Source organism: Telluria antibiotica (assembly GCF_011682055.1).
Taxonomy (GTDB): domain Bacteria; phylum Pseudomonadota; class Gammaproteobacteria; order Burkholderiales; family Burkholderiaceae_D; genus Telluria; species Telluria antibiotica.
The window spans coordinates 17,356-41,443 of the sequence record NZ_JAAQOM010000001.1; the positions used below are offsets into that span (position 1 = coordinate 17,356).

Sequence of the window (24,088 nt, forward strand, 5' to 3'; positions counted from 1 at the left end):
GGAGTCGCGACGTTCTGCCTCGGGGAAGGAAATGTTAAATCGCGGATAATACCGCCAGCGCGCAACGGCGTCCACGCGCGGCAGGCGGCACCGCCCACGCTGGAGACAGCGCGGACGCGCGCCGTTCAGATCTTGAACTCGTCCAGCGACCTGCCGCAGGCCAACGCCTCCGCGATCCAGCGCGGCTGGCGCCCCCGCCCCGTCCACGTCTGACCGCTGTCGGCCGGGTTGCGATAGCGCGGCACCGCCTTCGCGATCAGCGCGTCCAGCGGGATGCCCGCGTCGGCCGCCAGCGCGTGGATGCGGGCGCGCGCGCGCTCCCGCTCGTCGCGCGCGCGGCGCTTGATTTCCTGCTCGATTTCGAATTGCAAGCCTTTCAATTCGGCGAGGTCATAACCGGTGAGATCGAAGCGTGCCATGGGTCGATGTCCTTTTGGCAGGAGGGGAACGGAGCGCCCATTCTACTATGACAAGGGCATATGAATATGTGAACTGCAACGTCGCCGGCGCGCCACATTCTTCCATGCATTTCGACTTTCTGCAAAGAATTCCGTGTACGATGCCTGTTGGACGTCGGCCCCGATTCCCGGCAGCGTCTCCTCCTGCGGCCCTTGCCTCGCCGCCGTTCACCCGCCTGGAACGGCCATGCTGATGACCTCGACGATTTCCGAAACCAAACGCCTCGCGGCCCTGGCCGCACTGGACTTGCTCGACACCCAACCGGAGCCCCGCTTCGACCGCTACACGCGCCTGGCCGCGATGACGTTCGGCGTGCCGATCGCCCTCATCACGCTCGTGGACGGACAGCGCCAGTGGTTCAAGTCGCGCTGCGGCCTGGACGCCGACGAGACGCCCCGCGCCATCGCCTTCTGCAGCCAGGCCATCGCGCAGCGGGAGATGCTCGTCATCGAGGATGCCGCCTTTGACACCCGCTTCGCCGACAACCCGCTCGTCAAGGGTGACCCGCACATCCGCTTCTATGCCGGACAGCCCGTGTTTTGCGATGGCCACGCCGTCGGGACGCTGTGCATCGTCGACCGCAATCCGCGCCGCTTCGACGCCGCGCAGCGCGACAGCCTGCGCGACCTCGCCGACCTCGTCGAGGCGGAACTGAACCAGGCCCGCGTCGCGACGGCGCGCGTCATGGCCGAGCAGGCCCTCAAGTCGCTCAACGCGGAACTGGAACAGCGCGTTGCGCAGCGCACGGCCGAGCTGGAAGCCCGTCTCGTCGAACTGTCGGCGGAAGCCGCTCAGCGCAAGGCCGCCGAGCTGTCGTTGCGCGACGCCGAGGCGTGGAACCGCACGATCGTCGCGACGTCGTACAGCGCGTTCATCGGCGCCGATGCGGAAGGCCGCATCACGGAATGGAACCCGGCGGCGGAACGGATCTTCGGCTGGAACCGCGCCGAGGCGCTCGGCCGGCCGCTGGCCAAGCTGATCGTGCCGGAAGAACTGCGCGCCACACACTTCGCCGGCATGGCCCGCTACCTCGCGACGGGTGCGAGCAACGTCGTCGACCGCCAGGTCGAGCTGCCCGCGCTGACGGCCAGCGGGCGCCGTATCACCGTCGAGATGAAGGTCGGCGCCTACGAATGGCAGGGCCGGCGCTGCGTGGGCGCGTTCCTCGACGACGTGTCCGAGCGTAACCGCACGCGCCAGCAGCTCGAGGAAAAGCAGGAACTGCTGGACGCTGTGCTGGAATCGATCGACGTGGCCGTCGTCGCCTGCGACGCGGACGGCAACCTCACGCTGTTCAACAAGAAGGCGCGCATGCTGCACGGCCTCGACCGCGAGTGCATCAAGTCGCCCGACTGGTCCCGGCATTATTCGCTGTACGAGGCGGACGGCCACACACCCCTGGCCCCCGCCGACGTGCCGCTCGTGCGCGTGCTGCGCGGAGAAGTGGTGCGGGAACAGGCGATGACCGTCGCGCCGGCGGGGCGCCCGCCAACCACGCTGCTGGCCAGCGGCCGCCCGCTGAAGAGCAACACGGGACGTGCGCTCGGCGCCGTCGTTGCGATGCATGACATTACGGAACGGAACGCGGCGCGCGAACAGCTCGAAGCGAGCGAACGCCGCCTGCGTGCCATCACGGAAAACCTGCCCGCGCTGATCGGCAAGGTGAACGCGGCCGGCAAGTTCGTGTTCCTGAACGGCCGCGCCATCCAGTTCTACGGCAAGCCGCCCGAGGCCCTGATCGGCCACGACGTGCGCGATGCCTATTCCGAGCCGGAGTACGCCAAGCTCGAGCCGCACCTGCGCCGCGTCCATGGCGGCGAGCGCAGCACGTTCGAGGACGTCATCGAGGTCGGCGGCCGCCAGCTGTACTACCAGTGCGTGTTCGTGCCGCAGCGCGCGCCGGACGGCACGCCGGACGGCTATTACGCGATGGCGTTCGACATGACGGCCAGGAAGCTCAGCGAACTGCGCCAGGCCGAGAGCGAGGAACGCCTGCGCACGATCACCGACAACGTGCCCGTGCTGATCGCCTACCTCGACGCAGAGCGCCGCTACGCGTTCGCGAACGCCGTGCACGCGTCGTGGCTGGGCGTGCGTCCGGACCACATGCTCGGCCTCACCGTCGAGGAAGCGTTCGGCCCCGCGTTCCACGCGCCGCAGGCGAACGCACTCGAACAGGCCTGGCTCGGCAATGCGTCGCAGTGCGAACACGAGATCGTTCGCAAGAACCACACGCGCATCGTCCACTCCACGTTCCTGCCGCAGTTGCGCGACGGCCGCGTGGCCGGCGTGTACATCCTGACGACCGACGCGACGGCGTCGCGCCTGCACGAGCGCAGCCTGCACGCGCTGGCGCACACGGACCCGCTCACGCAGCTGCCGAACCGCCGCCGCTTCGAGCAAGCGCTGGAGGGGGCGACGAGCCGGTCGCGCCAGGGCGACCGCGATTGCGCGCTGCTGTACCTGGACATCGACTTCTTCAAGCAGATCAACGACCGCTACGGCCACGCGACGGGCGACGACGTGCTCGTCGAGTTCGCGCGCCGCCTGCGCATCTCGGTACGGTCGACGGACCTCGTCGCCCGCCTCGCCGGCGACGAATTCACGGTGTTGCTCCACGATGTGCGCAGCGAGGCCGACGCCGAACGCGTGGCCCGCAAGATCCTGGAAGCCGTCGCGGAACCGTTCGTGCTCGCCGCCCACACGCTGAAGGTCGGCACGACGATCGGCGTGGGCCTGGCGTCCGCCGGCGCCCTCGATCCGCGCACCTTGATGGAGACGGCCGACCGCGCGCTGTACGCCGCCAAGAAAGCGGGACGCCACACGTACGCCATCCTGCACACGGGCGAATACGCCTGAGCGGGACTGCCCTCCCCGCTACATGTCGAGGCGGGTGTCACGCCGCAGCATGTCCTGCAGGCCGTCCCGCGCGAGCGCGGCGCTGAAATAATACCCTTGCATCTGGTCGCAGTCGTGGTCGCGCAGGAACGTCAGCTGCTCGCGCGTCTCGACGCCCTCCGCGATCACCTGCAACTGGAGGTTGTGGCCGAGCGCGATGATGGCGCGCGTGATCACGGCATGGCCATTGTGCAGGTCGCCGGTCCCGCCGAGGAAGGAGCGGTCGATCTTGATGCAGTCCACGGGGAAGCGCTGCAGGTGGCTGAGGCTCGAATATCCGGTGCCGAAATCGTCGATCGACAGGCGCACGCCCAGCAGCTTGAGCTGGGCCAGCGCCTCGCGCGCCTCTTCCGGGTGGTCCATCAGCTGGCTTTCCGTCACTTCCAGTTCCAGCCGCCCGGGGGCCACACCATGCCGGGCCAGCGTCTCCGCGAGGCGGTTCACGAAGCGGCGCTGGCGCAGCTGGCGCGCGGACAGGTTCACCGCGATCACGAAATCGTCGATGCCCAAAGCGCCGAGCGCCCGCAACGTGCGGCACGCTTCGTCGATCACCCAGTCGCCCAGCGGTACGATCAAGCCCGTCTGCTCGGCCACGGGGATGAACACGTCCGGCGGGATGATGCCGTCGACGGGATGCTGCCAGCGCACGAGGGCTTCCGCGCCCACGACCCTGCCCGTGCGCAGGTCGACCTTCGGCTGGTAGCCGAGCACGAGTTCACGGTTGCGGATCGCCCGGCTCAGGCTCGCTTCCAGCAGCAGGTGCTGGTGCACGACCTGGTTCAACTCATCCGAATAGAACTGCACATTGTTGCGGCCCAGCGTCTTCGCGTGGTACATGGCGGCGTCGGCGGCGCGCATGATCTGGTCGACGTTGCGGCCGTCCTGCGGGAACAGGCTGACGCCGATACTGGTACCCGGCTGGATTTCCTTGCCGTCCACGACGATCGGCGCCGACACCCCCTGGCGGATCCGCTCGACGAGCATGCCCAGCTGGGCCAGGTCGGGCTGCTCGGCGATCACGAGCACGAATTCGTCGCCGCCGAGACGCGCCACCGTGTCTTCCTCGCGCATGCTGGCGCGCAGGCGCAGGGCGATCTCGCGCAGCACGGCGTCGCCGGCCTCGTGCCCGAACGTGTCGTTGATGTGCTTGAAATTGTCGAGATCGAGAAAGGCGAGCGCACCCTGCTTGCGGCGCGCGGTGGCGGAGTCGATCGCGGACTTCAGGCGTTCCTGCAGCAGCGTGCGGTTGGCCAGGCCCGTCAGCGCATCGTGGTGCGCGAGGTGCTGCAGCCGGCGCTCGTAGTGCTTGGCCTCGGTGACGTCGCTGATCACGCCGACGAAGTGCGTCACCTTGCCCTCCATGCTGGCGACCGGGTCGATGCGCAGGTCGTTCCAGAAGATCTCGCCGTTCTTGCGGCGGTTGCGCAGCACGGCGCGGACGCTTTGCTGGCGCGCCAGCGCGTCGTGGATCCGCTGCCGCTCGTCCACGTCGCAATCGTCGACGCGCATGAAGCGTGGGTTCTTGCCCTTGACCTCGGCCAGCGTATAGCCCGTGATCTGCTCGAACGCGGGGTTCACGTACTCGATCACGTTGTCCGCATCCTCGCAGCACGTGATGACGATGGCGTTCACGCTCGAATACATCGCCCGCTCGCGCACGCGCAAGCCGTGTTCCGCTTCCTTGCGCGCCGTGATGTCCAGCCCGGTACCGAACACGACGGGCAGGCTGCCGAGGTTCGTGCGCGCGCAATGGAACAGGAACGGCGTGCGCTTGCCGTGCCGCCCGATGAGATCGGACTCGTGCGACGACGTCCCTTCTTCGAACGCTTCCAGGATCTTTTGCACGATCTTCGCCTGGACGGCCTCGTCGAAGAAATTCTTGACGTTATAGGTCGGCAATTCGTCGCTCGTCATCTCGAGCGCGTCTTCCAGCTGGTGATTCCACAGCAGCAGATGCCCGCTCTGGTCGATGACGTAGAACACGCACGGCAATTCCTCGATGATGTCGGCGATGGGCAGGTCCTGGATGAGCGCGTAGCGCGTGGGGGCAAGGCCGGAGCGCGGCACGACGATCACGCTGTATGTGCCGGGCTGGTCGGGATCGAGCGATTGCGGGGCGACGGTCACGCGGACGGGCACCCGGCGCCCGTCTGCACAAATCAGTTCGCCCGTCGAGTCGGCGTTGACCCGGTCCGCGACCCGGTTCACGGCGGCGGCATCGTCGAACGCGATGATCGTGTCGAGCCCGCGATTACGGATGTCCTGCGCGCCATAGCCCGCCAGCTTCTCGCACGCACGGTTCCAACTCGTGATGGACCCTGTCGCGTCGACGACGAATACGGCGAGGGGCAAAGGCGAAAGGTTCACGGGTTCCTCCTGAGCACCGGCCGGGCTCGTATTGCATGACGTCCGGCAGGAAAACATCATAGCGCAGTCATGAAAGCCGGGGCGCCGCATTTGCCGTGCATGGCGCGCTGGCCCACCCTCGCCCTGGTGGCGCTGTTGGAAGTAGTCTGGCGCATCTGTCGGTTAGTTGCAAATTACCCGGACAACGATGCGCCTCTATGATGGGCACCGGGCATGCTTGCCGCGCCCGATGCCCGCCCCGCTTCAGCGCGATGCCTGCGGCGCCAGCGCCTCCGCGCCCGCGCACGCGTCCGCCTGCCCATGCGCGCTGCCCGCCTGGCCGGACGCGTCGTCCGGGACCGCATCGCGGCGCCGCAGCGCGTAGCGGTTCAGCCCCGCCATATGGATGCGGCACATGTACTCTTCCCAGTCGATCAGCCGGGCGTCGACGGGATACACCCGCCGCGTCTCTTCCCCGCAGCGCGCGGCCAGCGCCAGCAGGTTCGCGTTGTGGAAGCGGTAGCGCGGATGGGCGTAAAACGCGAACGTGACCGCCAGCGTGCGCGTCGTCCGCAGCTTTTCCATGGCGCGCGTCGTGCCGGGCGCGCCGACGAGGCGCCGCAGGCCGTTCCACGCGGCCGCGCCGAGGCCGAACGCGCCCATCACGAAACGGAACGTGCCCTCGCCCACGGTGCGGAAATCGTGCTTTGGCTCCGCATGAAACAGTCTGTCGTACTTCCGCCAGTTGCGTTTCGATTCCGCCAGCAGCAGGCGGATCAGCTCACCGAGCGCCAACGGATTCGTCGAGCCGCTGCAGCACTGGTAGATGCGCCGGCCCGGCCCGCCGGACAGCGCTTCCGCGCCCGCCAGCACGATGGCATTGGCGACGAGGTCGACGGGGACGATGTCGATGATGCCCTCGCGCCCCGCGGGGAAGAAGCTCGTCTTGCCGCGCGCGTAGGCGAGAATGACGGCGTCCGCCACCTTGACGCCCTCGATCCAGCCGGGCGCCGGATCGCGCAAGGTGCTCTCGATGATCGCGGGCCGCACGATCGTCAGCGTGCGCCCGTGCATCGCGCGCAGCGCGACCTGTTCTCCCAGCCATTTCGTGAACGTGTACGTGTCGTTCCAGCCGTAGCGCTGGGCCTGGGCGATACCGAGATCGGTCAGGCGGCGGCGCACGCGTTCGGGATCGTCGCCGCGCGCGCGGACGCGGGCGATCTTGCGCTGCAGCGATTCGATCAGCGCGTCGACGTCGTACCAGCCGTCGCCATGGCGCGGGATAGCGTCCTTCGCCGCGCCGGCCGGCCCCACGATCTCCTCGCGCATCTCGCCGCGGTTGTAGCCGTTCACGTAGCAGGTCGAGACGTGCACCAGCGGCGCGTCCGCCACGCGTGCGAACGCGGTCACGTGGCCCAGGCTCAGCGTGTTGATGGCCAAAGCCTCGTCGAGCGGTTCGCGGAAATCGACGCTGGCGGCCGCGTTCACGACGATGTCCACGCTCTCCGCCAGTGCCGCGAAACGCTCGGCAGACAGGCCGAAGGCGGGCGCCGTGATCTCGCCCGTCACGCATTCCACGCGCTCGGCGAAGAAGCGCTCCAGCCAGGCCGGCCGCACGCCGCGCAGGTGGTCGAACACGGACGATGCCGCGATCTCGCGCTCGAAGCGTGCGCGGGCATCGCCGTGTTCACCCGGGCGGACGAGCAGCAGGACGCGCCCCAGGTCGGGCACGGTCCGCACGAGCTTTTCCAGCACGACCTTGGCAACGAAGCCCGTCGCGCCCGTCAGCAGGATGCGCTTGCCGGCGAAGGCGTCGCGCGCGTCCGGTACGGCCGCAGCCTCCAGGGTAGTTCCGGTCATTGAATGCGTCATGGTGTCTCCATTGTTGTGGGCCAGGATGCTCCGCGTCGGGCGGAGCGCCGGCGTGGTGGCGCGCCCGGGCGGCGGCGAAACGCCGTCCCGGCGCACCCCGGCAATTCGGTCATCGGTCGGGCTTGCGGTCGGAAGCGCTGGCGCGCGTTGCGGCGCGCCGTCTCAGGCCGGGTCGCGGCCAGTGGCCGCCCTGGCGCCGGCGTCCGGTGGCTCGTGGCGCACCGGTGCGCCGGCCTGGCGGCCGGAGGTGGAGAAGCCGGAGGCCCCGTGCGGGTGACGGGAACCGCCGGCTCGGGCCGTGGCGCGCCGTCGTGGGCGCCGTCCGGCGGGACGGCGGGTGGATGCGGCGCCGCACGACGCGCCGGCCCCGTCGCGGGCCGGCCCTGCGGGCCTGTGGTGGTCTCTCATCGTTGCCCCTTCGGTCTTTCCGACCTTTGTTCTTGTATTGCGTGTCTCCTCGCGCCCGATCGTTGCAGGAACGTCAAGCAGTATTAGAGTAATGGAAAGCATGGATTTCCACGGGCCGGCGCCCTGTCCTTGCGAGCCAAAACACTGGCTTTGCAGGTCATCGCGTCAATACGGCCCTGCTCAATGCGCTGATTAAATGCGGTCGGCAGCCGGCCGTTCATTGACACTTGCGCCACCCGGAATCGATACTCGGCGGGCATGCTGTTCCCGACCCACGACCTCGCACTCACGGACGCACGATGACGCTACCCGCCCGCTTCCACCTGTCGCTCTGCGCATTCGCAGTGACGCTCGCCACCGGCGCCGCCGCCGCCGACCGCCTGACCATCACCGTCACCAACGATCTCGCCATCGCGCGCCCGGCCGAGACGATCGCCGTGCCGTGGAAAAGCGTCAACGACGCGCTGCCGCACGCCGGCGTCCAGCACATCGTCGTGAAGGACGCCACCGGCCGCGTGCTGCCGCACCAGGTGACGAACGTGGCGCCGGAAGCGAAAGACCCGCAGCGCAACGGCGTGGCGTACGGCGAACTGCTGTTCCAGCACGACTTCGCACCCGGCGAGAAGACGGCCACGTTCACCGTCGAACCCAGCGAGGCCGTCACGGGGCCGTTTCCGACCAAGGTCTTCGCCCGCATCGTGCCGGAACGCCTGGACGACTTCGCGTGGGAAAACGACAAGGTGGCGCACCGCACGTACGGCCCCGCCCTCGCCGCGCCGGCGCCGGCCGGTTCCGACAAGGAGGTGCTCAAGACGAGCGGCCTCGATATCTGGTTCAAGCGCGTGCCGTATCCCATCGTCGACCGCTGGTACAACGTCGGGCACGACCACTACCACCACGACGAGGGCGAAGGCCTCGACATGTACAACGTCGGCACGACGATGGGCGCCGGCGGGACGGGCATCTGGGCCGGCGGCAAGCTCTACTCGGGCATCAACTTCTCGCACTGGAAGGTGCTGGCGAACGGGCCCGTGCGCGCGATCTTCGAGCTGACGTACGACGGCTGGAACGCGGCGGGCACGCAGGTGTCCGAGGTCAAGCGGTTCACGGTCGACGCGGGCCACGACTTCGACCGCATCGACAGCACGTTCACGTTCGCGGGCAGCCGTCCGCTGCAGGTGGCCGTCGGCCTGAACAAGGACCCGGCCGACAAGGGCGAGGACGCCAAGGTCACCTTCACGCAGGACGCCGCGGCGAAAGCCCTCGTGCAATGGGTTGCGCAAAACAGGAGCGGCGATTTCGGCGTCGCCGTGATCATGCCGGCAGCCGGCAGTCCGGCATTCGGTGCCGACGCGCGCAACGCGTTCATGCTGGCGCCGGCCACGTCCGGCCAGCCGCTGCGCTACTACGTGGGAGCCGCGTGGACGCGCGGGGGCGACATCACGTCCGAGCAGCAGTGGAAGCGCCATGTCGCCGACGAGGCGGCCCGCGTCGCGGCGCCCGTGCGCGTGACGCTGTCCGCGCACTGACATGGCCGACACAGACGGCACGACACGGGGCTTCACCCGCCGCGACTTCTTCCGCGCCACCACGCTGGCCGCTGCCCTGCCGCTGGGGCGCGCCGCACCGGCGGCCCCGGTCGCGGGTCCCGCCGACGGCGCCAGGGTCGCGTGGCTGGAAGGCCGCCCCGCCCGCATCGGCGGCACGACGTTCGGCGTGCCGTGGCCACGCGGCGCGTTGCGCAAGGACCAGGCGTTCGTCGTCGAAGGCGCTTCCGGCCCCGTACCCGCGCAAAGCTGGCCGCTCGCGTACTGGCCGGACGGCTCGCTGAAGTGGACGGCGCACGCGCTCGGCGCGACGGACAAGCCGGACGCCGCCCTGCGGGTGCGCCCGGGCACGTCGCGCGCCCCCGCGGGCGGCGTCGTCACCGTACGCCGCGACGCCGACAGCCACGTCGTCGGCACCGGTGTCGTCGACTGCGTCGTCCCGTCCCGCGGCCCCGTGCTCGTGCACTCCGTCCGCCGCGGCGGACGCGACGTCCTGCGCAACGTGCGCCTCGTCGCGCTGTGCGACGACGCGCCGGAAGGCAGCACCCGCCGCACGGAATTCGAGAGCGTCGTCCAGACGGCGACCCTGGAACAGGAAGGCCCCATCCGCAGCGTGCTTCGGCTCGACGGCAAGCACCGCGGCGCGGGGCGCGACTGGCTGCCGTTCACCGTCCGCCTGTATTTCTACGCGGGCGCCGCGTCCGTCCGCATCATGCACACGTTCGTGTTCGACGGCGACGAGCAGCGCCACTTCATCCGCGGCATCGGCCTGGCGTTCGACGTGCCGATGCACGACGAGCTGCACGACCGCCACGTGCGCTTCGCCGGCGCCGACGGCGGCGTGTGGGCCGAGGGCGTGCGCAACCTGACGGGCCTGCGCCGCGACCCCGGTGCCGCTGCGCGCCGCGCGCAGCTGGCGGGCGAGCGCTGTCCGCCCGTGTCCGACGAGGTGCGCCCCCTGCTGCACCTCGTGCCCGCATGGGGCGACGTGTCGCTGTCGCAGCTGTCGGCCGACAGCTTCCGCATCCGCAAGCGCACGAAAGCCGGCTGCGGCTGGGTCGACGCGGCGTGGGGCGGACGCGCGGCCGGCTGCGGCTATGTGGGCGGCGCCTCGGGCGGCGTCGCGTTCGGCCTGCGCGACTTCTGGCAACGCCACCCGACGCAGCTCGACATCCGCGATGCCCACGCGGACACGGCACGCGCCACCGTCTGGATGTGGTCCCCGGACGCGCCCGCGATGGACCTGCGCTTCTACCACGACGGCATGGGCATGGACACGCACGCGCAAGAGCTGCAGGGTTTGCAGATCACGTACGAGGACTACGAACGGGGCTACGGCACGCCGGCGGGCGTCGCGCGCAGCAGCGAGATCACCTTGTGGGCATGCGACGCCACGCCGCCGCGCGAACGTTTCGCGCAGTTCGCAAGGGACCTGCAGACGCCGCCGCAACTGGCGCCCGCGCCGACGCACCTGCTGGCGACGGCAGTCTTCGGCACGCTGTGGTCGCTGCCGGACCGCAGCACGCCGGCCCGCGCCGCCATCGAGGACGAGCTGGATGCCCGCTTCGACTTCTACCGCCGCGAAGTCGAGCAGCGCCGCTGGTACGGCTTCTGGGACTACGGCGACATCCGCCACACGTACGACGCCGACCGCCACGACTGGCGCTACGACGTGGGCGGGTTCGCCTGGGACAATTCGGAACTGTCGCCCGACCTGTGGCTGTGGTACACCTTCCTGCGCACGGGACGGGCCGACGTCTTCCGCATGGGCGAGGCGATGGTGCGCCACACGAGCGAGGTCGACACGTACCACCTGGGCCCCTTCGCCGGCCTGGGGTCGCGCCACAACGTCCAGCACTGGGGTTGCAGCGCCAAGCAGGCACGCATCAGCACGGCCGTCTACCGCCGCTACTATTACTACCTGACGGGCGACGAACGCATCGGCGACGTCATGCGCGAGGTACTCGACGCGGACCGCAAGCTGGACGCCGTCGACCCCGTGCGCAAGCTGCCGAACGTACCGCCCAAGGGGCCGTATCCGGCGCGGATCAGCTTCGGCACGGACTGGGCATCGCTCGCCGCCAACTGGCTCGCGGAGTGGGAACGCAGCGGCAGCCCGCGCTGTCGCGACAAGATCCTGACCGGGATGCGCGACATCGCCGCCATGCCGCACGGCTTCTTCAACGGCGACCGCATGGGCTACGAGCCCGACACGGGCCACCTGCACGACATGATCGGCGCGGACGTGAAGGCATCGCACCTGAACGCCGTGTTCGGCGCCGTCGAGATCTTCGACGAACTGATACGCCTGACCGGGTACGCCGCGTTCGAGCGCGCGTGGCTCGACTACTGCGAATTGTTCAACGCGCCCGTCGACGAACAGCGCCGCCGGCTGGGCGCCCCGCACGGCGCCACGCACGCGCTGTACGCGGCCCACTCGCGCCTGACCGCGTACGCCGCGTGGAAGCGCCGCGATCCCGCGCTCGCGCGCCGTGCGTGGCGCGAGTTCGCCGGCGACGGCAAGCCGCGGCCATTCCGCACCGTCCATGTGGCGCCACCGCACGTGTTGCGGCCCGTCGACGAAATCCCGTGGGCCAGCACCAACGAGACGGCGCAATGGGGCCTGGCCGCCATCCAGAACCTCGCGCTGATCGGCGACCTACTGCCCCGCACCTAGGAGACTTCATGTACCGCTTTCTCGTCCTCGCCGCGGCCTTTATCGCCGCGCCCGCAACCGCCGCGACGTACTACGTGGCCCCGGCGGGCAACGACACGGCCGCCGGCACGGAAGCCGCACCGTGGCAATCGTTCGCCCACGCGCAGGCGCTGGCGCGTCCCGGCGACACCGTGCTGTTCCGCGGCGGCCGCTACGCGTACACGCATGCGACGACGAGCTGCGCGTCGCGCCGCGCCGCCGTCGCCGGCATCGCGATCGACAAAAGCGGCACCGACGGCCAGCCGATCCGCTACGAAGCGTATCCGGGCGAGACACCCGTGTTCGACTTTTCCGGCATGAAGGACGATTGCCGCGTCAAGGGCATCGAGGTCGCCGCCGACTGGATCGTGTTGAAAGGCCTGGAGATCACGGGGGCGCCGCAGCAGCCGGACAACCGGCTGAACCACGAATCGTGGGGCGTGTGGATCAACGGGAACCACAACGTCTTCGAACGGCTCGACCTGCACCACAATATGGGCCCGGGCCTGTTCATCAAGGACGGCGGCTGGAACCTCGTGCTGAACAGCGATTCGCACCACAACTACGACCCGTACACCTCGAACGGCGCGGGCCAGAGCGCGGACGGCTTCGGTGCCCACGTCAGCGCGGGCCACCCGGGCAACGTGTTCCGCGGCTGCCGCGCGTGGGCGAACACGGACGACGGCTTCGACCTGATCAACGCCTACTCCCCCGTCACCATCGAATACTCGTGGGCATGGCAGCACGGCTACCTGCCCGGCACGCACACACCGCTCCCGGCGGGCAACGGCAACGGCATCAAGGCGGGCGGCTACGGCGGGCGCTACGTGCCGAACGGCGTGAAGCACGTCGTGCGATTTTCCGTCGCCTTCGACAACAAGGTGTCCGGCTTCTATGCGAACCACCACCCGCTGGCGCTCGACTTCTTCAACAATACGGCGTTCGGCAACGCCATCGACTTCAACATGCTGGGCATCGCGCCCGACGGCGGGCCCGTGTACCTGGGCACCTTGCGCAACAACGTGGCCTACCCCGCGGGCACGCGGCTGAAGGTGGCGGGCGCGGACAGCGCCTCCAATTCATGGGACCCGGGCCTTACCCTGTCGCCGTTCGATTTCGACAGCGTCGCGGCGACCGGCTGGGACGCGCCCCGCAAGCCGGACGGCGCCCTGCCCGACGTGCCGATGTTCCATCCCCGCGCGGGCAGCCCTGTCGTCGACCGCGGGGTCGACGTGGGCCTGCCGTATCATGGCCGCGCGCCGGACCTGGGCGCCTTCGAACGCTGACCCTTTGCAACGACGGAGACACATGCACACAATCACTCGCGCCGCCTGCGCCCTTCTCGTCGCGGCCTGCGCTGCCAACGCCCCTGCCGCCGACGCCCGGCAATTCGCATTCGGCCCCGGCAAGCCGCCGGCCGGCTACACGGCCGTGACGGCCGACACGGTCTACACGCCCGCGCGCGGCTACGGCCTCGAGCCGGGCACGGCGCCCGATGGCGCGCACCCCTACTATTTTTCCGTCGACCTGCCGGAAGGGAATTACACGGTAACGGTCACATTGGGCGACGACACCGCGCCGGCCACGACGACCGTGAAAGCGGAGCTGCGCCGCCTGATGCTGGAAAACGTGGCCACGGCAAAGGGCCAGGCCGTGACGAAGACATTCACCGTCAACGTGCGCACGCCGCAGATCGCCAACGGCGGCGAAGTGAAACTGAAAGTCCCGCGCGAGACTGTCGACGAGGCATGGAACTGGGACCGGCGCCTGACGCTCGAAATCAACGGCGCGCACCCGGCCGTGCGCACGATCGCGATCGCGCCGGCCACCGTGCCGACCATGTTCCTGCTGGGCGATTCGACCGTGTGCGACCAGCCGGCGGAACCGTACGCCAGCTGGGGCCAGATGCTGCCGCGCTTTTTGAAACCCGGCATCGCCGTCGCCAACCACGGGGAGTCGGGCGAGACCTACCGCGATTCGATTGCGCGCCGGCGCCTGGACAAGGTCGTCTCCGCCATGAAACCGGGCGACGTCGTCCTCATGCAGTTCGGCCACAACGACCAGAAGCAGATCAAGGAAGGCAAAGGCGGCCCGTTCACCACGTACAGGGCGGAAATCAAGGTCCACGTGGACGCGGTCCGCGCGCACGGCGGCCTTCCCGTGATCGTGTCGTCGATGGAGCGCCGCGGCTTCGATGCGGACGGCCACGTCATCCCGTCGCTGAAGGATTATGCGGACGCGGCGCGCCAGTCCGCGCAGGAGCTGCACGTGCCGTTCATCGACCTGAACGCGTTGAGCATGACGTTGTACGAGGCGCTGGGACCGGAAGGCTCGAAGGCCGCGTTCGCGGAACCGGCACCGGGCCGCCTGGACAACACGCATCACGACAATTATGGCAGCTACGAACTGGCGAAGGCCGTCGTGCTGGGCCTGCGCGACGCGAAGGTGCCGGCGGCCGCGTACATCGTCGACGACTTCGCATTCGACCCCGCCCATCCGGACCCAGTGGCCGCATTCGCCGTGCCCCCGAGTCCGCACCGCACGGCGCAGCGCCCGCTGGGCGACGAGGCACACCGATGAAGCGGCGCGCGGCATTGGCCGCCATCGCCGCGGCCGCGGCCCTGCTTGCCGGCTGCGCGAGCGTCGCGCCGTCCGGCGACGCCTACGTGTTCGCCTACTTCGTCGACAACGGCCAGGACGGCCTGCACCTCGCGGGCAGCCGCGATGGCTATCGGTGGGACGCACTGGGCGGCGGCGCCAGCTTCCTCGCCCCGCACGTGGGCAAGGCGAAGCTGATGCGCGACCCGTGCATCGTGCGCGGCCCGGACGGCATCTACCACATGGTGTGGACGAGCGGCTGGAACGAGACGGGCATCGGCTACGCGTCGTCGACCGACCTCGTGCACTGGTCCGCGCAGCGCGAACTTCCCGTGATGGCGCACGAGCCGACGACGCTGAACGCGTGGGCGCCGGAAATCGCGTGGGACGCGAAGCGGCGCGAATACCTGATCTTCTGGTCGTCCACGATCCCCGGCCGCTTCCCGCAATCCGAGGCGGCCGGCGACGACGCGGGCGCGGCGAAGTACAACCACCGCATCTACGCGACGACGACGCGCGACTTCGTCACGTTCACGCCCACGCGCCTGTTCTACGACCCGGGCTTTTCCGTCATCGACGCGACGTTCGTCCGCACGAGCCAGGGCGACTGGCTCCTCGTGAAGGACGAGACACGGCACCCGCCGCGCAAATACCTGCAGCTCGCGCGCGCAGCCAGCCTGCAGGGGCCGTTCGAGCCGCTGGGCGCGCCCATCTCGCCCGCCGGCTTGTGGACGGAAGGCCCGACGGCGCTGCAAATCGGCGGCGACGTCATCGTCTACTACGACGCCTACACGGCGAAGCACTACGGCGCGCTGCGCTCGCGCGATCTCGTGCACTGGGAAGACGTGACGGCGCAGATGCACTTCCCCGACGAAGGCACGGCGCGCCGCATGCGCCACGGCACGGCGCTGCGCGTGCCGCCCGCATTGCTGGACGCGCTGCGCGCGCGCTGAACCACCCTGGCCGCGCACGGTGCCTTGTTGATGGGCAATGGTGCGCGGATGCGCGGCCGGATGGAGTACCCTCGCCTCTCCAACGTCGCGACCCCGGAGGCGGACCGTGTCCCTTGACCCAGCGAAACCCGAAGAGGAACAGCAGGAGCGCCAGGAACTCCTGAGGGTTCCCGTCGTACGGGAGGAAGCGTGGGTCGAGAAACGGATCGTCGACACGGGGCGCGGCGTGCGCATCCATAAGACCGTCGCCGAGCACCCATGCCAGATCGACGAGAGCCTGGCGCGCGACGATGTGCAGGTCAGGCACGTCGCCGTGGACCGCATCGTCCCGCTCGACCAGGCGCCCGCGACGCGCTACGAAGGGGACACGCTCGTCGTCCCGATCCTCGAGGAAGTGCTGGTCGTCGAACGACGCCTGCGCATCAAGGAAGAGCTCCACATCACCCGCACCCGCCGCGAAGAGCGCCACGTCGACACCGTCGTGCTCCGCGCCGAACAGGTCAGCGTGGAGCGCTTCGACGAGCACGGCGACACACCATCTACATGAATCTACCGGAGGACGCATCATGCAACATACCCTAGTGGCGGTTTTCGACAACCGCAGCGATGCCCAGAGCGCGATGGACGAACTGCTGGCATCGGGCTTCACCCGCGATAACGTCAACGTCTCCAGCGCCGACCTGGCCGCCGGCTCGTCCGCCACGACGGCGGCGACCACCACCGCCACGGCCCAGGAGGAAGGCGTGGGCGCATCGATCAAGAACTTCTTCGAGAGCCTGTTCGGCACCGACCACGACCAGCACGCGATCCGCTACTCGAATGCCGTCACGTCCGGCCGGCACGTGCTGACGCTCACCACGACGTCGGAACCGGAAGTGGAACGCGCGGCCGACGTCATCGAGCGCTTCGGTCCCATCGACATCGACGAGCGCCACGACCTGGCGGGTAACGCCGCCACGCTGGGCGCCAGCGCCTACCAGGGCGCCCCGTCCGCGTCGCTGCAATCCGGATCGCAATCGGGATCGCAACCGGGCAACCTGGCCGGAAGCCGCGCCGAATCGGCCGACCTGCGCACGGACTCGCAGCAGCGCGAAGCCACCGCCATGCAGACGGGTAAGGCCGCGATCCCCGTCGTGCAGGAAGAAGTCCACGTGGGCAAGCGCCTCGTCGAGCGGGGCGGCGTGCGCGTGTTCTCCCGCGTCGTCGAGACGCCCGTGAACGAAACGGTGGCGCTGCGCGAAGAACACGTGAGCGTGGAGCGCCGCCCCGTCGACCGCCCCATCGACCCGGCCGACGCCGCCGCGTTCAAGGACAAGACGATCGATCTGCGCGAAACGGCCGAGGAAGCGGTCGTGCAGAAGTCGGCCCGCGTCGTGGAGGAAGTCGTCGTCGGCAAGGAGGTCAGCCAGCGCGAGCAACAGATCAGCGATACCGTACGCCGCACGCAAGTCGACGTGCAGCCGCTGCAGGGCGCGGCCCGCGACGACGACACGTATTACCGCAACGACTGGCAGCAGAACTACGCGAGCCTCGGCGGCACGTACGACGACTACGCGCCGGCCTACCGCTACGGCTACGACATGCGCCGCGACGCCCGTTACCAGGGCCGTAACTGGGACGACGTCGAATCCAGCCTGCGCAGCGACTGGGATGCACGCTACGGCAGCGCCGGCGCGTCGACGTGGGAACGGATGAAGGCGGCCGTACGGTCGGGCTGGAACCGCATGACGTCCTGACGGGCTTGCGGGTGCAACGGGAGCCGGTAGCTCAGGCGGTCCGCCACCCGTTGCGCCCCGAGGCCGGCATAGAAGCGGATGCCGGCCTCGTTGGACGCCTTCACATGCCAGTCGATGCGGCCGCAGCCCTGCTCGGCCGCATGGCGCGCGATCCACGCCATCAGGGCCCGGCCCACGCCGCGCCCGCGACTGTCCGCGCGCACGAACAATTCCTTCATCATGCACTGGCGGCGGTTGGCCGGCGTCGGGTCGACGAGCGAATACAGCAGCACGACGGCCGCGAATCCGGCCACCGTCCCGTCTTCATCCGTCGCCACGACGAGCCGCAGCGGCGAGTCCGGCGCGAGCAGGTTGTGCAGCAGATGGTCGCGCACGGCGGCGCGCGCCACCTCCGCGTCGTCGTGGTAGTCGCGATACAGCTCGCACAGCAGGTCGACCAGCGATTCGTGCTGGTCGGGCGACACAAGAAACACTACAGGTGACACTACAGGGGACACGCGCATGACAGGGCCCGATCCGATCCGGTGGAAGACGGGAACGATACCAGAAACGGCGGAGCCCATGCAGGGCAGGCCTAGCCCGCCAGCGCCGCGACCTGGGCGGCGCTCAGCGCCCCCGCGTGAATGCGGAAGTCCTGGATGCGGCCGTTGAACGACGGATGCCCCCAATTGCGGCCCAGGAACGTGACCTGGTCGCCGACCTGGCGCGGCGACAGGAGGATCTCGTCGGACTTCGCCACTTCGGTGCCGTCCACGTAAAGCCGGCACGTGTTGCCCTGCAGCGTGACCGCCACGTGGACCCAGCGCCGCAACGGCAGCGGCGCCGGCGCTTCCACGGACTGCGCGTCGTTGCCCGTCGCGCCAAAGATCACGAAACGCAGCCCGCCCCGGCCGGACTGGGGCGCGAGCGCCATGGCTGCGTACGCATCCTGCCCGGCGAAGAACAGGCAGCTGTCCCAGTGCAACCCGTTCGCGTACGCCCACAGGGACACGCTGAAGTCGTCGAGGTCGCCGAACAACCCCGACGGCAGCTGCAGGCCCGCCTTCTTGCCGTCGAACGCGACGGCCTTGTCGTTGCGGCGCCCGTCGCCCCAGGTCGCGCCGTCCAGCAGTTGGCCCTCGACGAGACTCATGGCGCCGGCCGAGTCCAGCTTCAAGCCGACCGTGCCCGTGCCGTCCGGGTTATTCAACGGCAGCATCAGGCGATCTTCGCCAGGAACGGCGATACGGGCCACATTGGAATCGGCGGCCGGCGCCGCGGCGGTCGGCGCACCGTCGCCCTGGCTGACGACCTGGTAGAACCAGACGCCGTTGGGCGGCGTATCGCTGTAGGTGAGCAGGTCGCTGGCCGACACCGTGCCCAGCAGGTTGAAGGGGCCGCCGGCCCGGCTTGCGCGCTTGACCGCATACGACGTCGCGCCGACGCTGCCCCACCACGACAGCACCACGCGGTTGCCGCGCTGGTGGGCGGTGAGGCCCGAGGGCGGCTTCATCGGCCCGGGATAGGCCGGGCGGCGCAGCGCCAGCGTAGGGAACACCACGTCATCCCCGCCGCTGGACCATTGGTTCGGCTCGCACAACGCCAGCATGCGCGCGACGTTGGGCGCTGTCAGGCCCATGCGGTTCACGTAGTGGTTGTAGATGGGTTCCCAGGCGTTGCGGCCGTTCCCGAACGACTGGTTCACCGCCGTCCAGAAGGACGGATGCGGCGCCGTCGGGTTCTGTTCGCGCACGTACGGCATCGGGTAGGGCTGGCCATTCTCGTCGTGCAGGTTCGAGCGTGCCACGTATTCGGCGGCGGCGAGGAAGCGGTTGTTGTACAAACCGTAGAGGTCGTCGCCCTGGTTCCACGCCATCTCCAGCAGATCGCCGCCGAGCGACATGCCCAGCGTGGAGTGGCCCTGGTCGCGGCCGCTCTCCTCCCACTGCCCGAAGTGGCCCGGGTGCATGAAGTACACGCCGTGCACGATGGCGCCGTTGCCGAAGGTCCTGAGCTTGCCGCGGTTGTTGCCCGCGTAGCAATCGCACGCCAGCCGGTACAGGTCGGGGTTGTCGCAGAACACGCCGATGGCGAGCGCACCCGCCAGCGAGGCCATGTCCCAGTTGGCATGCGAGCCGATGCGGCCGTCGCTGAGGAACCACGACGAGACCGGGGCGAAGATGTTGGCCAGCATGTCCTGGAAACGCTTCAGGTTCGCCGGCGCCCAGCCGGCGTACCCGCGCATGATCTCGCCGGCCTGTGCCCATTGGTGTCCCTGGATCCCGGCCAGCAGGATGAACGTGTGATCGTCATGGGCGGTCGATCCCGGGCGCACGGTGCCGATCACCTGCAGGGTGTTCGCCCAGGCGTCCAGGGTTTCCACCGCCTTGTCGGCATAGCGGGTGTCGCCCGACAGCTGCCAGCGCAGCGCCAGGCACCACGCGCGCTGGATGTCGCGGTACATCGCGTACTTGCTGCCGTCCTGGCGGTAGACGCCCTGCTGCGGATTCGGCTTGCCGTCCAGGCTGGTGAGGCTGTCGGCGCACAACTTGTTCCACCAGCCCGTCCACGGCGCCAGCCCGGCCTTGATGTGCGCACGAATGCGCGCGAAGTCGTCGTCGGTCACCAGGAGGCCCGGGTGGCGGAAGACGCCGCTCTCCGAGGCCGGCGTGGCGGCGGGCGCAACGCCGGCAGCCGTGCCCGACAACGCCGCCGTTGCAACGCCGGCCGCCTGGCGGCTCTGCACCGACGGGTCGGCACCCTGCCCACCACCGCATGCGGTGAGCATGGGAATCATGGGCAACAGGCCCAGGCCCAGCGTAAAAGCCCGCCGGGCGGGGTTGCGCAATTCGTCTTCTTGATCCATTTGATTCAGGCCTTCGGCGCAAGTCTTCGACATCGGCATTTCCTCATTTAAAACAACCGTTACGTGGTGGTAGTCGCAGGATACGGTCCCGGCATGACCGAATCATTACGATTGTGACATTTCCCAAAAGAAATATCAACAATTCACGCTTCCGTGGCCGCGTGGGGACCGGGCACGCTGCGGTAGAATCGCGCCCATGTCCATGCAGCCCCCTTCCTTCGACACCATCGTGGCCGGCACCGGTCCCGGCGGCGCCAGCGTCGCGCGCGAGCTCGCGCGGGCCGGTGCGCGCGTGCTGATGCTGGAAGCGGGCGGCGACGCGCCCCTGGCCGGCACGCTCACGCAGATGGCCGGCATGGCCGCGGTGCCCGGCAAGGGCGCGTTCCTGCACCGCGACCTGTCGCTGCTCGTGCGGGCACTGACGACGGGCGGCACGTCGACGATCAACTTCGCCACCGCCGCGCCGCCACCGGCCGCCATGTTCGCCGCGCACGGCATCGACCTGGCGCCCGCCCTCGCCGCCTGGCGCGCCGAACTGCCGATGGCGCCGTTGCCGGATACCCTTGTCGGCCCGATGGCCGCGCGCATCATGGACGCCGCGCAGGCGGCCGGCCTCCCCTGGCGCAAGCTGGACAAGATGATCCGCCCGGCCACGTGCCGCACGGGATGCTGGCGCTGCGTCTACGGCTGCCCGTTCGGCGCCAAGTGGTCGGCCCGCGAGCTCGTCGACGACGCCCGCGCGCATGGCGCGCAGCTGCGCACGGGCGCGCGCGTGACGCGTGTGATCGTGGACGGCGGGCGCGCCGTCGGGGTGGAAGCCGTCGTGGACGGACGTATCGAAACGTTCCGGGCGGGACGCGTCGTGCTGGCGGCGGGCGGCATCGGCAGCCCGCGCATCCTGCGCGCGTCGAACCTGCTGGCGGGTCCCGTGCCGTTCTTCAGCGATCCGGTCGTCGCCGTGATGGGCACCGTCGACGGCATCGAGGGCGGCGGCGCGGAAGTGCCGATGGCGGCCGGCGCGATGCTTCCCGATGCGGGCATCAGCCTCGCCGACCTCACGTTGCCCCGTCCGATGTACCAGGCGTTCGCCGCCCAGGCGGGCCGCGTCGACCGGCTGTTCGCGCATGCGCGCACGTTGACGATCATGGTCAAGATCCGCGACGAGATCGGCGGTGACGTCGGTCAGCGCTGGGTCGACAAGGTGCTGCATCCGCGCGACCGCGGCCGTTTCGACGAGGGCATCGGGATCGCGCGGGACATCCTCGCCCGCGCGGGCGCCCGGCACGTATTCGCGAGCCACCACTTCGCCGCGCATCCCGGCGGCACGGCACGTATCGGTCACACGGTCGACGCCGACCTGCGGACGGCCACGCGCGGCGTGTACGTGTGCGATGCCTCCGTCATTCCGGAACCGTGGGGCCTGCCGCCCACGCTGACCCTGTTGTGCCTGGGCTGGCGCCTGGGCCGCATGCTGGCCCAGGCACCCGGCGCCGTCAGCGCGGACGCACGGGCAGCGTCGCCGTCAGCTTGATGTCGGCGGACGATTCGCCCACCATCAACTTGACTGGCACCGCTTCCACGTCGAAGCGGCCTGCCTCCGTGTTCCAGTACGCGAGGCGCCGCGCCGCGAGCGGGATGCGCACGGTGCGCGTCTCGCCCGGCTTCAAATTCACCCGCTGGAAACCGACGAGCGCCTGGCGCGGCCGCTCGACCCGCGACTTCGGCCACGCGGCGTACAATTCGACGACGCTGTCGCCCGCCACCTTGCCCGTGTTCGTGACGTCGACGTCCACGCCGACCGTACCGTCCGCCGCCAGCGCCGGCGCGCTCGTGCGCAGCTTCGTGTACTTGAACGTCGTGTAGGACAGGCCGTGCCCGAACGGGAACAGAGGCTCGCCCTTGAAGTACATGTACGTGCGGCCGTGGCGGATGTCGTAATCCATCATCGGCGGCAGCTGGGACTCGGCCGCGGGCCACGTCGCCACGAGCTTGCCGCCGGGATTGTAGTCGCCGAACAGCACCTGCGCGAGCGCCGTGCCCTGGTCCTGCGATGCATGCGCCATCTGCACGATCGCGGGCACGTGCGCCTCGGACCAGTTGATCGTGAACGGGAAGCTCGACACGAGCACCATCACCGTCCGCGGATTCGCCGCGAGCACCTGCTTGACGAGGCCTTCCTGCGCCAGCGCCAGCGATTCGCGGTCGCGGCCTTCGCGGCCGTCGCCCGGGTCCGCGCAGCGCTTCGTGCCCGCGTCCGTCCACTCCTGGGCCATGTTCGGACCGCACGTGGGGTCGTTGCCGACGACGACGATCACCACGTCGGCAGCGCGCGCCGCCTTCACGGCCGCGCCGTCCTTGTCGTCGGGCGCGTACGTCACCGTCACGCCGGGGCCCGCGGCCGCCCTGATGCCTTGCAGCGCCGTCACCGTGTACGGCGCGATGCCGCCATACCAGTCCCAGTGGACGCTGTCCGCGTGCGGGCCGATCACGGCGATGCGCTTGATGCGGTCCTTCGCGAGCGGCAGCGCGTGGCCATCGTTCTTCATCAGCACGATCGATTCCAGCGCCATGCGCAGCGACACGGCCTTGTGCGCGGCACCGTCCCACGGGGCGGGACCGTCCTCGATGGCGGCGTACGGGTTGCCGGCCGGCGGATCGATGAGGCCCAGTTTGATCGTCGTGCGGAACTTGCGCGCGAGCGCCTCGTCCAGGTCGGCGACCGTGATCGTGCCGTCCTTCAGCGCTGCGCGCAGCTCGTCCTGGTATTTGTCCAGGTATTGGTTGACGCCGGCCTTCAATGCGGCGACCGCGGCCTCTTTCTGGTCCGGATACCGTTTATACAGTTTCACGAGGGTGGAAATCGCGCCGCCGTCGCTCGAGATCACGTCCGCGCCCCACTCCTTGATGACGAGGCTGCGCAGCACCGGGTGCACGTCCATCGGCGTGCCGTTCCACGCGTTGTACGCGGCCATCAGCGCGCGCGCACCGCCGTCCTGGAACGCCATGCGGAACGGCGCCGCATAGTATTCATGGAACAGCCGGTCGTCGAAATTCGACGACGAATTGCCGCGCCCATCCTCGTTGCTGTTGGCGAGGAAGTGCTTCAACAGCGCCGCGCCGCGCCAGTATTTGGGGTCGTCGCCCTGGATGCCGCGCGTGTACGCCGTCGCCATCGTGCCCACGAGGAACGGGTCTTCGCCATACACCTCTTCGCTGCGGCCCCAGCGCGGGTCGCGCGCGAGGTCGGACTGCGGGCCCCATTGCATCAGCATCGGGTGCTTGTATTTCGTGCTTTGAGTGATGTAGCGCGCTTCCGTCGACTGCACGGCGCCGGCCTGGCGCACGAGGTCCGGGTCCCACGTCGCGCCCATGCCGGGCGGTTGCGGGAACTGCGTCGTCGTGATGCGCTCGCGCTGGCGCGTGCTCTCGCCCCGCTGCACGAGGCCGTGGATGCCTTCCGTCGCGCCGAAGCTGGGGATGCCGAGGCGCGGCACGCCCGAATCCGGCGACAACGCGGCGATCTTTTCGTCCGGCGTCATCAACGACAGGATGTTGGCGATGCGCTGCTGCGGCGGCAGGGCCGGGTCCTGGAACGGGTAGGTGGCCGCGTGGGCGGCGACGCCGGCGCCGAGCGCGGTTGCCAGCACCGCGGCCCGGGCTGCGGCCGCCAGAATGTTCGTCTGCATGGATGTCTCCTAGGGTTGATCTTGTTAGCGCAAACAGACAGATGA

Annotated in this window: 15 protein-coding genes; 9 read left to right on the top strand and 6 right to left on the bottom strand. The window is 69.3% G+C overall.

Features of this window, described 5'->3' with window-relative positions:
* Positions 1-125: 125 nt before the first annotated feature.
* Entirely contained in the window at positions 126-419 is a 294-nt protein-coding gene (locus HAV22_RS00100; protein ID WP_166855288.1) for an H-NS histone family protein, read from the bottom strand.
* A gap of 226 nt (positions 420-645) precedes the next feature.
* Between HAV22_RS00100 and HAV22_RS00105 the strand changes: the two genes are divergently transcribed.
* On the top strand, positions 646-3,318 hold the full coding sequence (locus HAV22_RS00105) for a sensor domain-containing diguanylate cyclase (protein WP_166855290.1): 2,673 nt from the start codon (positions 646-648) through the stop codon (positions 3,316-3,318).
* Positions 3,319-3,336: 18 nt separating this feature from the next.
* Here the strand turns inward: HAV22_RS00105 and HAV22_RS00110 are convergent, their stop codons facing one another.
* Positions 3,337-5,724 carry a sensor domain-containing protein gene (locus HAV22_RS00110; protein ID WP_166855292.1) on the bottom strand — a complete coding sequence of 796 codons (2,388 nt, stop codon included), beginning with the start codon at positions 5,722-5,724 and terminating at the stop codon, positions 3,337-3,339.
* A 243-nt stretch (positions 5,725-5,967) separates the two neighbouring features.
* Positions 5,968-7,575, bottom strand: coding sequence for a fatty acyl-CoA reductase (locus HAV22_RS00115; protein ID WP_229420985.1), 1,608 nt, complete (start codon positions 7,573-7,575; stop codon positions 5,968-5,970).
* 707 nt (positions 7,576-8,282) lie between these two features.
* Between HAV22_RS00115 and HAV22_RS00120 the strand changes: the two genes are divergently transcribed.
* From HAV22_RS00120 to HAV22_RS00150, 7 genes are all read left to right on the top strand, one after another.
* Positions 8,283-9,512 carry a BT3233 family polysaccharide utilization protein gene (locus HAV22_RS00120; RefSeq protein WP_166855294.1) on the top strand — a complete coding sequence of 410 codons (1,230 nt, stop codon included), beginning with the start codon at positions 8,283-8,285 and terminating at the stop codon, positions 9,510-9,512.
* A gap of 1 nt (position 9,513) precedes the next feature.
* Complete coding sequence (locus HAV22_RS00125; RefSeq protein WP_166855296.1) at positions 9,514-12,207, top strand: exo-rhamnogalacturonan lyase family protein; 2,694 nt, start codon at positions 9,514-9,516, stop codon at positions 12,205-12,207.
* A gap of 8 nt (positions 12,208-12,215) precedes the next feature.
* On the top strand, positions 12,216-13,511 hold the full coding sequence (locus HAV22_RS00130; RefSeq protein ID WP_166855298.1) for a right-handed parallel beta-helix repeat-containing protein: 1,296 nt from the start codon (positions 12,216-12,218) through the stop codon (positions 13,509-13,511).
* A gap of 22 nt (positions 13,512-13,533) precedes the next feature.
* Entirely contained in the window at positions 13,534-14,805 is a 1,272-nt protein-coding gene (locus HAV22_RS00135; protein WP_166855300.1) for a rhamnogalacturonan acetylesterase, read from the top strand.
* Entirely contained in the window at positions 14,802-15,776 is a 975-nt protein-coding gene (locus HAV22_RS00140; RefSeq protein ID WP_166855302.1) for a glycoside hydrolase family 43 protein, read from the top strand. The genes HAV22_RS00135 and HAV22_RS00140 overlap by 4 nt, the downstream gene beginning before the upstream one ends.
* A 106-nt stretch (positions 15,777-15,882) precedes the next feature.
* Complete coding sequence (locus tag HAV22_RS00145) at positions 15,883-16,323, top strand: DUF2382 domain-containing protein (protein WP_371869493.1); 441 nt, start codon at positions 15,883-15,885, stop codon at positions 16,321-16,323.
* Between the two features lie 19 nt (positions 16,324-16,342).
* Complete coding sequence (locus HAV22_RS00150; RefSeq protein WP_166855306.1) at positions 16,343-17,512, top strand: YsnF/AvaK domain-containing protein; 1,170 nt, start codon at positions 16,343-16,345, stop codon at positions 17,510-17,512.
* On the opposite strand, the gene HAV22_RS00155 is transcribed toward HAV22_RS00150, so the two are convergent.
* Together HAV22_RS00155 and HAV22_RS00160 are read right to left on the bottom strand one after the other, a co-directional pair.
* Entirely contained in the window at positions 17,434-17,976 is a 543-nt protein-coding gene (locus HAV22_RS00155; RefSeq protein ID WP_371869494.1) for a GNAT family N-acetyltransferase, read from the bottom strand. The two genes, HAV22_RS00150 and HAV22_RS00155, sit on opposite strands and share 79 nt — an antisense overlap.
* A 110-nt stretch (positions 17,977-18,086) precedes the next feature.
* Positions 18,087-20,390, bottom strand: a complete 2,304-nt coding sequence (locus HAV22_RS00160; protein WP_229420986.1) for a LamG-like jellyroll fold domain-containing protein — start codon at positions 20,388-20,390, stop codon at positions 18,087-18,089.
* 163 nt (positions 20,391-20,553) lie between these two features.
* On the opposite strand from HAV22_RS00160, the gene HAV22_RS00165 reads away from it, so the two are divergent.
* Positions 20,554-21,888, top strand: a complete 1,335-nt coding sequence (locus HAV22_RS00165) for an FAD-dependent oxidoreductase (RefSeq protein WP_166855310.1) — start codon at positions 20,554-20,556, stop codon at positions 21,886-21,888.
* Here the strand turns inward: HAV22_RS00165 and HAV22_RS00170 are convergent.
* Positions 21,851-24,043, bottom strand: a complete 2,193-nt coding sequence (locus HAV22_RS00170) for a glycoside hydrolase family 3 C-terminal domain-containing protein (protein ID WP_166855312.1) — start codon at positions 24,041-24,043, stop codon at positions 21,851-21,853. The genes HAV22_RS00165 and HAV22_RS00170 overlap by 38 nt on opposite strands.
* Positions 24,044-24,088: the final 45 nt, after the last annotated feature.